The 11,914-nt window shown below is 45.2% G+C and carries 14 protein-coding genes; 10 read left to right on the top strand and 4 right to left on the bottom strand.

The features are described 5' to 3' along the window. Nucleotides 1–3 precede the first annotated feature (3 nt). From AQUSIP_RS09700 to AQUSIP_RS09670, 7 genes are all read left to right on the top strand, one after another. Nucleotides 4–1,068, top strand: coding sequence for a type II secretion system F family protein (locus AQUSIP_RS09700; protein WP_114833832.1), 1,065 nt, complete (start codon nt 4–6; stop codon nt 1,066–1,068). A 66-nt stretch (nt 1,069–1,134) separates the two neighbouring features. After that, the gene (locus AQUSIP_RS09695; RefSeq protein WP_114833831.1) at nt 1,135–2,010 is read left to right on the top strand and encodes a type II secretion system protein; all 876 of its coding nucleotides are present in this window, start codon (nt 1,135–1,137) and stop codon (nt 2,008–2,010) included. Between the two features lie 10 nt (nt 2,011–2,020). After that, complete coding sequence (locus tag AQUSIP_RS09690) at nt 2,021–3,079, top strand: type II secretion system protein (protein ID WP_114833830.1); 1,059 nt, start codon at nt 2,021–2,023, stop codon at nt 3,077–3,079. A gap of 89 nt (nt 3,080–3,168) precedes the next feature. Beyond that, nucleotides 3,169–3,630 (top strand): TcpQ domain-containing protein, encoded by a 462-nt coding sequence (locus AQUSIP_RS09685; RefSeq protein ID WP_147277464.1) that lies wholly within the window; start codon nt 3,169–3,171, stop codon nt 3,628–3,630. A 10-nt stretch (nt 3,631–3,640) separates the two neighbouring features. Then, entirely contained in the window at nt 3,641–5,236 is a 1,596-nt protein-coding gene (locus tag AQUSIP_RS09680) for a type II secretion system protein GspD (protein WP_114833828.1), read from the top strand. After that, a complete protein-coding gene (locus tag AQUSIP_RS09675; RefSeq protein WP_114833827.1) occupies nt 5,236–6,468 on the top strand; it encodes a hypothetical protein in 1,233 nt (410 codons plus the stop codon). Before AQUSIP_RS09680 ends, AQUSIP_RS09675 begins: the two co-directional genes overlap by 1 nt. A 14-nt stretch (nt 6,469–6,482) precedes the next feature. Next, entirely contained in the window at nt 6,483–7,238 is a 756-nt protein-coding gene (locus tag AQUSIP_RS09670; RefSeq protein WP_147277463.1) for a hypothetical protein, read from the top strand. A gap of 144 nt (nt 7,239–7,382) precedes the next feature. Here AQUSIP_RS09670 and dapF read toward each other — a convergent pair whose 3' ends face one another. The 3 genes from dapF to pgi are packed head-to-tail and all read right to left on the bottom strand — an operon-like array spanning nt 7,383 to nt 9,995. Next, the gene (gene dapF, locus AQUSIP_RS09665; protein ID WP_170131750.1) at nt 7,383–8,183 is read right to left on the bottom strand and encodes a diaminopimelate epimerase; all 801 of its coding nucleotides are present in this window, start codon (nt 8,181–8,183) and stop codon (nt 7,383–7,385) included. A gap of 31 nt (nt 8,184–8,214) precedes the next feature. After that, nucleotides 8,215–8,349 (bottom strand): LPS translocon maturation chaperone LptM, encoded by a 135-nt coding sequence (gene lptM / locus AQUSIP_RS12490; RefSeq protein WP_114833824.1) that lies wholly within the window; start codon nt 8,347–8,349, stop codon nt 8,215–8,217. Then, the gene (gene pgi / locus AQUSIP_RS09655; RefSeq protein ID WP_114833823.1) at nt 8,346–9,995 is read right to left on the bottom strand and encodes a glucose-6-phosphate isomerase; all 1,650 of its coding nucleotides are present in this window, start codon (nt 9,993–9,995) and stop codon (nt 8,346–8,348) included. The genes lptM and pgi overlap by 4 nt, the downstream gene beginning before the upstream one ends. A 140-nt stretch (nt 9,996–10,135) precedes the next feature. Here pgi and AQUSIP_RS09650 point away from each other — a divergent pair, with 140 nt between their 5' ends. From AQUSIP_RS09650 to AQUSIP_RS09640, 3 genes are read left to right on the top strand one after another with little or no spacing between them, the layout of a single operon-like run. Continuing rightward, nucleotides 10,136–10,342, top strand: a complete 207-nt coding sequence (locus AQUSIP_RS09650) for a hypothetical protein (RefSeq protein ID WP_114833822.1) — start codon at nt 10,136–10,138, stop codon at nt 10,340–10,342. Next, nucleotides 10,339–10,668: a cell division protein ZapA gene (locus AQUSIP_RS09645; RefSeq protein WP_114833821.1), complete on the top strand. Its 330-nt coding sequence runs from the start codon at nt 10,339–10,341 to the stop codon at nt 10,666–10,668. Before AQUSIP_RS09650 ends, AQUSIP_RS09645 begins: the two co-directional genes overlap by 4 nt. Nucleotides 10,669–10,698: 30 nt before the next feature. Continuing rightward, the gene (locus AQUSIP_RS09640) at nt 10,699–11,307 is read left to right on the top strand and encodes a 5-formyltetrahydrofolate cyclo-ligase (protein WP_114833820.1); all 609 of its coding nucleotides are present in this window, start codon (nt 10,699–10,701) and stop codon (nt 11,305–11,307) included. On the opposite strand, the gene AQUSIP_RS09635 is transcribed toward AQUSIP_RS09640, so the two are convergent. Beyond that, complete coding sequence (locus AQUSIP_RS09635) at nt 11,290–11,901, bottom strand: exopolysaccharide biosynthesis protein (RefSeq protein WP_114833819.1); 612 nt, start codon at nt 11,899–11,901, stop codon at nt 11,290–11,292. The two genes, AQUSIP_RS09640 and AQUSIP_RS09635, sit on opposite strands and share 18 nt — an antisense overlap. Nucleotides 11,902–11,914 lie beyond the last annotated feature (13 nt).

The raw sequence follows: 11,914 nt of genomic DNA, 5'->3' as shown, positions 1-11,914 counted from the left end.
CGTATGGAACTATCATTTGATGAATTGAAAAATATAGGCAGTAAAGTTACCTTAGCCTTCAAACGATGGCAGTTTGGCAATAAGGCCCAACTCGCTTTTCTAGAAGACTTGTACACGCTGATCAATGATGGTATTCCCGCAAATCGTGCTGTCGACATGATGGCGCAAGTGACACATGGCTTGAGACATGAAGTCGCGGTGTCACTCTCAGAAAAAATCGCCCAAGGCCAGCCGCTTGCGGATGGCATGAAGGAATGGTTTTCCATGAATGTGGTAGAAATTATTCGCGTAGGTGAAGCGGGCGGTGCGCTTGCGCAAACGATCAAATCAGCGATCAACATGCTCTCACAGCGCGGTGTAGCGATGGGTGCATTTGTGGGCGCTGTGACTTATCCGTTGATTGTGCTTTTCATTGCTTGCGCCGTCATTGTGTATTTGAATGAATCCGTTTTTGTGCAGTTTCGTGCGATCAAACCGATTGAAATGTGGCCGGAGTCTGGTAGGCGGCTGGTGACGGTGGCGAACGTTATTCAAAGCTGGTGGTGGCTGGTCATTCTGGCTGTCGTAGTGGTGGTTGTCATTTTACGGTGGCTTATGATTAATTATACCGGCGAACTCAGGCCTACCCTTGATAAGATTCCGCCTTTTTCTTTTTATAAACGGTTTGTCTCGTCACGTATGCTGGAAACGCTGGGTTTGCTTGTTGCAAACGGCGTTGTGTTTAAATCCGCTATCAAAGTCATGCAATACCAGGCGAATCCCTACCTCAATTCCCATCTGGTGATGATAGAGCATCTGCTCGGTATGGGTAAAACCAATATTGGTGATGTGCTGGATACAGGACTCATTGAGAATCAGGATTTGATGCGGTTACGCGTGATGGCTGAAGTCAAAGGATTTGAACATGGGCTGGTGCGTATGGGTGTGAGAGGGACAGAACAGGCTACAGCCACATTAAAATTGATATCGCGCATTGTTGGCGGCGCACTGCTTGCTGTGGGTGCGGTGCTTATTATCATTATCATCCAGGGAATTTATCTCACAGGTATGTCCATGGGCACTGCGTGATAAAAAAAGAAAACACAGATAAATAGCGTTTTCAAATGAAGGGGTGCAAAAAGAGGTGAGCATTGAGTGATCGCAAATGACTGGCGTCGAAATAGAGGTATTACCGTATTTGAAGTGCTTCTGGTTTTAGTGATTGGCGCGAGTCTCCTTCTTATTACCATCAGGCAGTTTCAGAGTTATAGAGTAGATGCGGATGTACAGCAACTGAAATATAACGTAGATACCATCTTTCAGGCTATGGCGAGGTATTACAAAGTAAACTGCTATGGCCGTGTCGATCCTGACAACGCTGGTACAGCATATAATCCACCGGGACAAATTGAACCGGGCACACTCAATCCTAATCATCCTGATGTAACCAATCCTTTTCCGGTTAACATACAAACTGACTTAATAGATAAGCGTTTTTTAATCAGTAATCTGCCGACCGGTCTGCCGCTCAATCCGTTGGTAGATTATTCGGATGGTAATTTGGGCGGTTATGTGGCTCAATTTAATGAATCCATTTTAGATCGCTATGTTTGTGAGACAACAAACGGGAATGTAAGCGTGAATACCCCTTATGACACAAACTGTACCAGCAAAAAACAAATGGGTACGATCGTGATCTGGCGTGCGCAGGTCGCAGTCAAGCTAAACGACCCGGATACCACGGATCAATATCTGCGTTTATTAAATGGCGATTGCCTGTCAGATTATGATGCTGGAACCCAGACCGTTGCGCCCTGTCAGGGGTTTCCGGGTAGCGGCAGTTATGTCGTATGGGAGCGCCTGCCTTCATTTGCTTCCCCTGACCTGCAAACAGACTATTGGCTTCAGAACCCAACTGTGCAACAGTTTACACAGATGTATCAAACCTATCCGATGGTTTATTTGATTACGCCGCCCAATGAAGGAAATATACCCGGCGGTCAACCACAATATATTTACTGCGGTAGTTGATGGGTGAAATATGAAAGCATATAGAAAGATGACCGGTTTTACCCTGATTGAAATACTGCTCGTGATGGTGATCGTCAGTATGATTATTGTCATGGGGGTTAATTTTATTGAACAGCGCACACTTGCCATGCGTATCGACCGCGCAAGTACCCAGATGCAGCAAATTCTGAACGCGGCGCTTGCCTATTATGTTGCGAATGGGCATTGGCCAGCGGATCTAGCCTGTCTGCAAACGGATCCACCGGATACAACAACGGGTTGCGGGTCTTTTTTACCGTCGAATTTGAATATTGTGAGTCCCTGGGGTCTTCCTTATGAAGTGGCGCCCGCTCCTACTACGCCGTCTTCTTTATTTTATGTTTATACACCTATTACTTATGCAACCGCTTCGGGTCAGGCTGCTGCGGTGGCGAATACCATCGCTGGTAAATTGCCATTAAGTTATGTTACTTCCGATACCACTGGTACGCCGCCTGACAATGATGGAACTTGTCAGCCTGGCGCAACGGATTTGACGTGTAACGTTGTTGCGAGTGTGAATATTCCGGGACAAAACCTCAATAATGCTTCTGCTATTAACTTTGCAGGCATTTATCATAACGGTGCTTGCGTGCCCGTGCCTACTTGCCCTGTAGACCAAAACGGCATTCCCATGACGGCAGAAATTATGGTAGCCCCTGCGGGTGTAAGTGGCGTTAATGACGCGCCCACGAATCAAGGCCAAGCGGGTTGCACTAATGACGATACCAGTCAGTGTGAGGTAGCGGTTTATCCCATCAGCAGCTTTGCTGCAAATGCAAAAGACCCTGCTACGGCAACGGCTTCAGGCGGACCGGCGAGCTGTGATGGTTCACAGACGTCGGCTGTTTGTGTTGCTGACGATACAGGAACTACCATACAAGATAATAATAAGTATTGGCGAGTTTGTCTTTCAACCATCACTGAACGTGGTGCTGTGACACCTACCACAAGTCCATGGGGGCAGCTGGAGGGAACCATTATTGCAGTGACACGTTGTGCCATTAACAATGAAAGTTCAGGTTCCGGTTTCCATGTTTGGTCAAATTGAAAAACCGCTTACACATTTTTTATAAATCTCTTATACTTGATTACTAAAACTATTGCAGATATCTTGGCATGAAGGTAAGGGAAATAAGGATGAGATGCCGTATCATGAACATTCATGGATTACTTATTAGCGCGTTTCTTTTTGCCATACCGTTATGCGCCACCGCCGGGTGGCAAGTTGAAAGACCTGAATCCGCTGTTCCTCGCGACCCTTTCTTTCAAGCAGGGTCACAGCCAAAAACAGCTTTTGTGCCCTCTTCCTATAGCGGTGAAGCTTTCCCCAATCAGTACGCGAGTCTTGGGCAGCCTGCTCCCGTTTATGCCGTCAGCATCAGTGGTTCGCTCAAGGAAAATCTTGAACGTATTATGAGCCGGTATCACTGGAAAGTAATCTGGAAATCGCCCTATGACTATAACTTTGATGGTAGGGTCACAGGTTCCAGTTTGCCAAATGTCATTGAAAAGTTATTACAGCCTTTTCCCCTGCAGGCTGTAATGTATATGTCTAACCGTACCATTATGATCACAACAAGAACAAGATATCGAGCATAGGAAGAGAATAATGCTAAAGAATTGGATTGTCTTGCTTCTCACAACAGTGTTTATGCTGTCTGCCTGTAATTCGCCTGTTTACAATCAAACCGAAGGAAATGTGGCGGACATCACATTGAAAACATCTGAAGCCAGGCATCGATCCGATGCGATGGCAAAACCTCAGCCTTCTCTTTTAGTCAAAAAGGGTTTGTATGTTGATACCACGCCCGTGAGCATTGCGCGAGATCCACTGTGGCTCCGAAACCGTATTGTTATCCGCGGCGATCAACTGCCCTTTTCATACTATAGCCGTACCATTGCAAGCGGTGCGGGCAGCAATGTGTTAACCAAGTATCAGACAGGGCTTGATCCGGCTGTTAACGTTACGATGAATTACTCCGGCACGATCAAAGGCGCGCTAGATTTGCTTGCTACCAAAACGGGTTATGTCTATAGCGTACGAGGCAGCCTCATCTATTGGCAGTCATTTGTTACTAAAACATTTGATATCGCTTTTATGCCTGGCGGCACAGATTATCTGATGGGTAAAAGCAGCGGCGGAACAGGTGCCGCAACTGGAGGGCCGGCTGCGGGTGGAACAGGTGGTGGCCAGGTCTCAAATTATGTCAGCTCGGACTACTCGGATTCAGAATATAGCAATCTGAAAGGGACTTTATCGATTTGGAAGGACCTAGATAGCACCATTCGCCAGCTCTTGTCTCCTGAGGGGAAAGTGATGGTGTCAGAATCCACCACATCCGTAACGGTGCGCGACAGGCCGACAAATGTCGAATTAATTGGCCAGTATATTTATAACCTGAATCATAATCTTTCCAAACAGGTTCTCGTTAAAGTTCAAGTATTAGAAATTGATTTGCAGAGTAATTACAACTTCGGCATTGACTGGGCTTTGATTTCTAGAGCCTTTAATAAATCACCTTTCGTTTTCAACGCGAATTATGGCACGCCTATTGTTCTGTCACAGACGCTGTCAGGTTCACTTACGCAGCCTCAAATCGGTTTAAACCCAACGCAGGATCCTAATCCGAATAAAATTCCGAGTTACCAGATACTTTTTAATGCCCTTAACCAACAGGGCAAGACTTCCTTGGTTTCTGAACCTCGTGTCGTCTGCCTGAACAACCAAGTGTCTGTGGTACGCATAGTACGTTCGGAAGGCTATGCAGCGAGTATTCAGAACACAACGCTGGGCGGCGGCACCACACCCTCGGTCAATGCAAGTAATACAGTGACTTCACAAATTACGCCCGGAACGGTTGTCACTGGACTGACGCTCTATATTTTACCGAAGATTTTAAAAGATAAAGTTTATTTACAAGTGAATGCTGATCTTTCAACGAATGACGGGTTCCAAAATTTTGGCGATGTTGATTCAGGAAGCGGTATTCAGCTGCCACGCATTACATCCAAACATTTCAATCAGCGCAGCATGATTCGCTCAGGCGATACCTTGATACTGTCCGGGTTTAGGCAGGTGGGGAACAGGGCTAATGCAATGCAATTCATGGAATCTCAAGCCATGGGCGGAAAAGCGTCTGCGCAATTAAACAGAGAGACAATTGTGCTTATTACACCAATCATATTGAGTGGAACTAGTGCCTGATGGCTTATATCACTCGTGAAGATGGAGAACATTTTGTTATACCGTCTTATCGCGATGTGTTGGCGGTAAAAAACAAAAGCGCCCTCAAAAAAGAAATTCTTTTGCTGAGTCAGAATTATGGTGAATACATCACCTTGCAGCGAAAGGGTTCCAACCAGTATGAAGTCGCGTTTTCACCAGACACAGGCTATTTGCTAGGCGAATCTATTTGGCACCACTTTAAACGCCCAGTGGATATGATTTATTGCGAGGCGATTCCCAATACAACAGAAGCGATACTGGTAATTGTAAAATCCGGAAGTGTTTATCTGGATGGCAGTTTCCCGCTTGATAGTATTCCGGAAGAACTCGTTATCTTTTTAACCCAGCAGAATAATTTTGAAATTTATATCTATGGCGATGTTCCCATTAGCCAGATGCCTGAAGAAGGCAAGTTCAGTTTTGATGCGAGCTCAGTCAAAACGTTTACTGTGCTGGACAAGCCTGTATTCCCCACGCTTCCTTTGTTAAAGATATATCAATTACAACTCGTCGATACTGTACTGAAAGCGCATGGTATCGGTGTATTTCCCATTAAACAGGTAATGCTGGTGATTGTTGTTTTGGGGTTGCTCTGGATGGCTTGGTCCTTCCTTTCCGCGCGTAGAGAAGCAATGCCTGAATTCTTGGCTGAACCCAATCCCTATCAACTATACAATACAACGCTTGCCACACCGGCGCCGGATGAAGAAATGAAAAAATTTCTGGATGGTGTGCGACTGTTATTTACGATGCCAGGCTGGCTGCCTTATACCATTGATTACAGCAATCGCAATCTCTCCGCCTTGGTGCAATCGACTGGCAGCAAGACTGAGCAGTTATTTGAATGGGCAAGTCAAAACAAAGCCGTTATTAATATCAAATCCACTGGCATCTTTGTGGCACTAACACTGACGATGCCTAATCGCCCTGTTCCAAATCGTATTTATCCCATTAAACAGGTCATCGGGGAGTTGGTAGACCGCTTAGCGGATGTTTATCCAGGAAACAATCTAAGGCTGGGCAATTTTTTGAATAAGGGTGTATTTACTCAGGTAACAATGACGCTCACATTAACGGATGTGACACCCGTTATCTTAGCGTTGATAGGAGAGCAGCTTAAAGGGTTACCATTGGTGTTAAGCAAGGTAAACCTGACAGTGACGAATGGAAACTTCTCGGGTTCAATCACAATTGAAGCATTGGGTAGCTAACTATGGCAGACATCATGCAACAGTTTAAAAACATGACGACACGTCAAAAGGTGACAGCAGGTGTTTTTATCCTGATCCTGATTATTATTATTTGGCAGGTCGCCGGCTTGTTTGGCGGAGGTGGGACCACTACCCCTGTCCCCGCACCAGCGACGCGGCCGACAACCATGACAGGTGCAGCGCCAGGCGCAGCACCGGGAATGACACAGCCGCAACCTCAAAAGCCGCTGCCTGCTCAATTGCAAAAACAGCAGCCTATGTCACAACGTGAAATGGAATTGTTAAAGCTCCAGCAGGAAACGCAGACTAAATACCTTTCTGCATTAAATGAGCTTCAAATGTTAAGAGTAGAACGGGAATTAGCTGAAACCAATCAAGCTATTGCAACCGCGAGACTGGCGACCGTGACAGCACAGAAAGGTATCGTGGATCTCCTGGCGCCTCCTGCTCCTCAAATTACGCCGGATTATGCGAGAGGTTTGGTGATGCCGGGTACGGCGCGGCCTGCTCAGCCCACCCAGCCTCCCATACAAATGCCGCCTACTATTTCAGCACCTTCGCAACCAGAAATTAGCTATACTGTAATTTCAGTTTCTCAGTTGCGCTACAAATGGAACGCCGTATTAGGTTATCAAGGCAGCCTTTATAATGTAACTGTTGGGGACATCTTACCTCCAGATGGTTCGAAAGTAGTTTCCATCGATAGATCAGGTGTGATTTTGGAAAAAAATAATGTGCGAAAGAAAATTTCGCTCGTACCCATTATTTAACTTCAGAAGAATCAGGTGGTTATGACTTTGTCATCCTGAGCGAAGCGAAGGATCTCCTCGATGTACAAAAGGAGATCCTTCGCTTCGCTCAGGATGACAGCTCGCCCAGGATGACAGCATTGTAAAGTGTCATACACCGGCTTTTTACAATAAAAACTCACCAGAGAATACATAAGCAGCAGGCCCGGTCATGTGAATCAGTTGCTTTTCTCTGTCCCATTCAATCCATAAATCCCCATGACGAAACTCTACTTTAACTTGATCACCAAGCCAGCCATTTACAATCCCTGCACAAATAGCTGCACAGGCATTGCTGCCGCACGCCAGGGTTTCGCCTACACCTCTTTCGAATGTGCGCAGGCGTATATGGTTTTGATTAACAATTTGCATGAATCCTACATTGGCGCCTTGAGGAAAAAAAACATGGGTTGAGATTTCAGCACCTAATTGGTCAGTGCGCACAGTATCAACGGATTCAACCTTGATGATGGCATGCGGATTGCCCAATGACAGCACACTCGCGTGCAGAGGCTGAGTAGTATTTTTTATCGGCAGTTCAACAAGATTATTTTGAATATGCGGAACACCCATGGTGACGCGGATATGATCATAATCTTTGATGGCAATGGGAAAAATACCTGCTTTTGTTTCTAACTGAAGCGAAGAAGAGGAAAATCCAGTTTCGTGCAGAAAACGCGCGACACAACGCAAGCCGTTACCGCATTGCTCCGCTTCGCTGCCGTCGGCATTAAAAATGCGGCAAAAGTAATTCGCGCGATCAGAAGGTTGAATAATCAGAAGCTGGTCGAACCCAATACCCGTATGCCGATCGGCGAGGCCAACTATAGACAGGCTAGTTAAATCAAAAGCCTGATGGGTTGCGTTAATAACAACAAAGTCATTGCCAAGACCGTGCATTTTGGCGAAATGGATTTTTTTCTGCATGGCTATATTCATTTTAAAATGATGGTTAATCCTAATTCTGATTTTGATCCGGCCCCTGATCTTGTTCGGAAACCGCATTAGGATCAGGTAAATAAAGCTTGCCTGATTGGCCGCAGGCACAAAGTATCAGGCAGGCGGCAAGCAAGAAAATAAATCCTTTTTTCATAATCTATCCTGTATTTTTTTATAATGATGAATCAAGCCTTCTGTTGCACAATCTGTTTCATCTTCTGTATGCATATGCTTCAGGCGATGAATAATCTGCGGTAACAACTGTTTGCCCAACTCCACGCCCCATTGATCAAAGGGATTAATGTCCCAGATGATACCCTGGACGAAAATTTTATGCTCATAAAGCGCAAGGAGCGCGCCCAGATTTCGAGGCGTCAGTTGTTCCATCACCAGCACGTTGCTCGGTTTATTGCCTGGGATCATCTGGTGATGCGCAAGCTGTTTTGCTTCGTCGGGCGAACAATGCCGGGCGATTAGTTCCTGGTAAGCTTCATCAAATGTTTTGCCACGCATCAGCGCCTGGGCCTGACTTAAGCCGCTTGCTATGAGTGTTTCATGATGGTGATCGTTTGCTGACGGAGACATTTTGCCAATCAGAATAAAATCGACTGGAATCAGATGCTGCCCTTGATGCAGCAACTGATGATAAGTGTGCTGACCATTACAGCCTTCTTCGCCAAAAATAACAGGTCCTGTCGCATAAAGAATGTGACTGCTATCAGAGCGAATACATTTACCGTTGCTTTCCATTTCCGCCTGCTGCAAATAGGGAACAAGGTATCGGAGGCGGTGGGCATAAGGCACGATGGCTTGTGCACGCGCACCAAAAAAATTAAGGTACCAAACGGTCAACAGGGCTAATAAAACCGGCATATTTTTAGAAAAATCCGCCTGCCTGAAATGTTGATCCATCTCATAGGCGCCTGCCAGGAAATCTTCGAAATGCTTGTTGCCCAGCATCAGGGCGATGGGCAATCCAATGGCCGACCAAATCGAATAACGTCCACCTACCCAGTCCCATAGCGGGAAAATATTTTCTTTGGGAATGCCAAAGGCAATGGCTTTTTCTGGTGCGGCTGTCACAGCCACAAAGTGGTGTTTGAGGACATTTTCGCCGAATTTATCCCTAAGCCAGGCCAGGATAGTGCGTGCATTGGTGAGTGTTTCGATGGTTGTAAAAGATTTAGATGAGAGGATAAAAAGCGATGTTTCCGGATCAATTTGTTCCAATACATCATTTAGATGGGCCTTATCCACGCTGGAAATAAAATGAAATTGCAGATCGCTTACTGCAAAATCCTTTAGCGCATGAATTGCCATCTGAGGGCCATGATGGGAGCCGCCTATGCCCAGATTTACGATATGTTTGATGGGTTTGCCCGTCACGCCCTTCCAGGTCTTTGAATGAATATTATCAACAAAATCATGTAGTTGCTGTTGCATATGCGCAATAATGGAAGCGATATTTTCTCCATTAACCTGTATGGGCGTGTGTCTTTTATCACGCAAGGCTGTGTGTAGCGCAGGCCGTTTTTCAGTATGATTGATCGGTTGTCCGTTAAACAGGGCTTCTATTTTCTGGCGTAATTGAACAGCCTCCGCGAGTTCTGTGAGCAATTTAATGGTTTCGGATGAAATACGATTGCGTGAATAATCCAGAAAAAGCTCGCCGGATTCCAGAGAAAATCGGGCAAAACGCGACCTGTCTTCGGCAAACAGCGCGCGCAAATGCAGGTTTGCGACTTCCTGGTGATGCGCGAAGAGCGCCTGCCATTCGGGTAATTCAGTAAGATTTTTCATGATGTTAGAGGCGTCCTGGTACGTTCATTCTATACACTTTATATTTAGCCATGTATATTATATGATGCTTATAAATTATTTTGTATCAATATGATGATATTCAGTTCTGCGTGTTTTTTTATGAGATAAGGCCATCAATCATGGAAGAGTTACTGAAACGTCTCGAAAAGCAGATCAAGGCACTGATAGCTCAACATGATCAGTTAAAGCAATCGAATCAAAGCCTGTATCAGGGAAAGTCATCGCTCATCCGTGAACGAGAATTATTACTGGGAAAGCAGCAAAAGGCCATCTCACAGATCAAAACGTTGATATCCAAATTAAAGGAAATAGAGAATCTGCCATGACGGATAAAATCATCACCACCACCATTGATATTTTAGGCAAGCTCTACCCGATTAGATGCCCGGAATCGGAATTGAAGTCATTGCAGCAGGCCGCTGCTTTTCTTAACCAGAAGATGCTGGAGGTCAAGGAGTCTGGCAAGGCGATTAATGTGGAGCGCATTGCCATCATTACAGCGCTCAATATTGCTTATCAATTTCTGCAATCAGACCAACAGAAAACCAGCCTCATGAGCAAGATCAATCAACGTATTACGCTACTGCAGGACAAGCTGGATACGACTATTAATAAAGCGATGCAAACGGAACTAATCTATACTGCAGAATAAGCAAAGCTGCGTTATCCTGTAGTGATTATCATGGATATGAGCACCGATCCCAAGGCGACACTTCGAAAACACTTTCGCGAAGTACGCAAGGCCATTTCTCCAGCTTATCGTGACAAGGCTGCGCTTGCGGCAGCGAATATTTTCGTCAGTCAGGCAGTTTTTAAACAAAGCCAGCATATTGCCTGTTATCTTGCGTTTCATCATGAATTCGAAACCATGCCTTTGATTGAGTCTATCTGGCAAGCACAAAAATATTGCTACCTGCCTGTGCTTGCTGAAGAAAAAGAAACACCACTCCGTTTCGCGCTCTATCAGCCTGGCGACACGCTGCGACCTAATCGTTATGGCATTCCCGAGCCTGACAATCTCTCGGGTATCATTACTCCAGAAAGACTGGAAATAGTTATTACACCGCTAATTGCATTCGATGTGCATGGTCATCGTTTAGGGACAGGCGGCGGGTATTATGATCGTACCTTTGCATTTATTCATACCCAACTTACTGACAAGCCTTTTATCGTCGGCGTGGGTTATGCCGTTCAGCAGGCGGAGCGTTTGCCATCGGACCCATGGGATGTCACGGTGGATGCGATAATGACAGAAGAAAAATGGTTGCGTGTATTAAACCCCATGTCCTGATAAAACCGTTTTAATGGTGGCAATAATTAATAAATAAATAAAAGAAACATAAAGAATAGAACCGATGTAGCCTATCACAATGAAGACACCGTCTTTCTCAGCGAAACCAAGGCTAAAAATAATAACTAACGTTGCAAGAATAAAATTACTAAATGGGATGGGCAGTATTAACAATAAGGCCAAAAAGAAAATAGCAATGCCATGGATGATTTCCATGACAGGCATCATCATCAAATCCCATCGAGGTTTTAGAAATCGCTCGATTTTCGCTAAATAAGGTACGGCTGCATGGATGATCTTCGAGATTTTTTCATGAGAAATTTTTCGCTTCCCAATCACATTGGGTAACCAAAGTGTCTTCCTGGCAAAAATTATTTGCAGCGCAAAAATCGCGATAGGTAGACTAAAAATTAAAGAAATGCCAGGAAGAAATGAAGAAGGTAATGCGCTTGGCAAAGCAAAAAATAATAAAACAATACCAAATGCACGGTCGCCAAGCCTTTGCAAAAAGTGCTGATAAGTCAAATCACCCGCTAATGGTTTGTCTTGTGCAATCTCCATGAGAAGTTCTGAAGATCGTTTCGATTTTTTCATATTGATCCTGACT

This window comes from Aquicella lusitana, assembly GCF_902459475.1.
Taxonomy (GTDB): domain Bacteria; phylum Pseudomonadota; class Gammaproteobacteria; order DSM-16500; family DSM-16500; genus Aquicella; species Aquicella lusitana.
The sequence above is the reverse complement of the archived record's forward strand: the minus strand, read 5'-3'. Positions and strand labels throughout refer to the sequence as shown.

What these genes read in the sequence shown, in the direction of transcription:
- dapF (WP_170131750.1), bottom strand. Translation starts at nt 8,183, where the DNA reads ATGCAGAAAAAAATCCATTTCGCCAAAATGCACGGTCTTGGCAATGAC.
- AQUSIP_RS09645 (WP_114833821.1), top strand. Translation starts at nt 10,339, where the DNA reads ATGACGGATAAAATCATCACCACCACCATTGATATTTTAGGCAAGCTC.
- AQUSIP_RS09685 (WP_147277464.1), top strand. Translation starts at nt 3,169, where the DNA reads ATGAGATGCCGTATCATGAACATTCATGGATTACTTATTAGCGCGTTT.
- lptM (WP_114833824.1), bottom strand. Translation starts at nt 8,349, where the DNA reads ATGAAAAAAGGATTTATTTTCTTGCTTGCCGCCTGCCTGATACTTTGT.
- AQUSIP_RS09690 (WP_114833830.1), top strand. Translation starts at nt 2,021, where the DNA reads ATGAAAGCATATAGAAAGATGACCGGTTTTACCCTGATTGAAATACTG.
- AQUSIP_RS09670 (WP_147277463.1), top strand. Translation starts at nt 6,483, where the DNA reads ATGCAACAGTTTAAAAACATGACGACACGTCAAAAGGTGACAGCAGGT.
- pgi (WP_114833823.1), bottom strand. Translation starts at nt 9,995, where the DNA reads ATGAAAAATCTTACTGAATTACCCGAATGGCAGGCGCTCTTCGCGCAT.
- AQUSIP_RS09675 (WP_114833827.1), top strand. Translation starts at nt 5,236, where the DNA reads ATGGCTTATATCACTCGTGAAGATGGAGAACATTTTGTTATACCGTCT.
- AQUSIP_RS09635 (WP_114833819.1), bottom strand. Translation starts at nt 11,901, where the DNA reads ATGAAAAAATCGAAACGATCTTCAGAACTTCTCATGGAGATTGCACAA.
- AQUSIP_RS09640 (WP_114833820.1), top strand. Translation starts at nt 10,699, where the DNA reads ATGGATATGAGCACCGATCCCAAGGCGACACTTCGAAAACACTTTCGC.
- AQUSIP_RS09650 (WP_114833822.1), top strand. Translation starts at nt 10,136, where the DNA reads ATGGAAGAGTTACTGAAACGTCTCGAAAAGCAGATCAAGGCACTGATA.
- AQUSIP_RS09680 (WP_114833828.1), top strand. Translation starts at nt 3,641, where the DNA reads ATGCTAAAGAATTGGATTGTCTTGCTTCTCACAACAGTGTTTATGCTG.
- AQUSIP_RS09700 (WP_114833832.1), top strand. Translation starts at nt 4, where the DNA reads ATGGAACTATCATTTGATGAATTGAAAAATATAGGCAGTAAAGTTACC.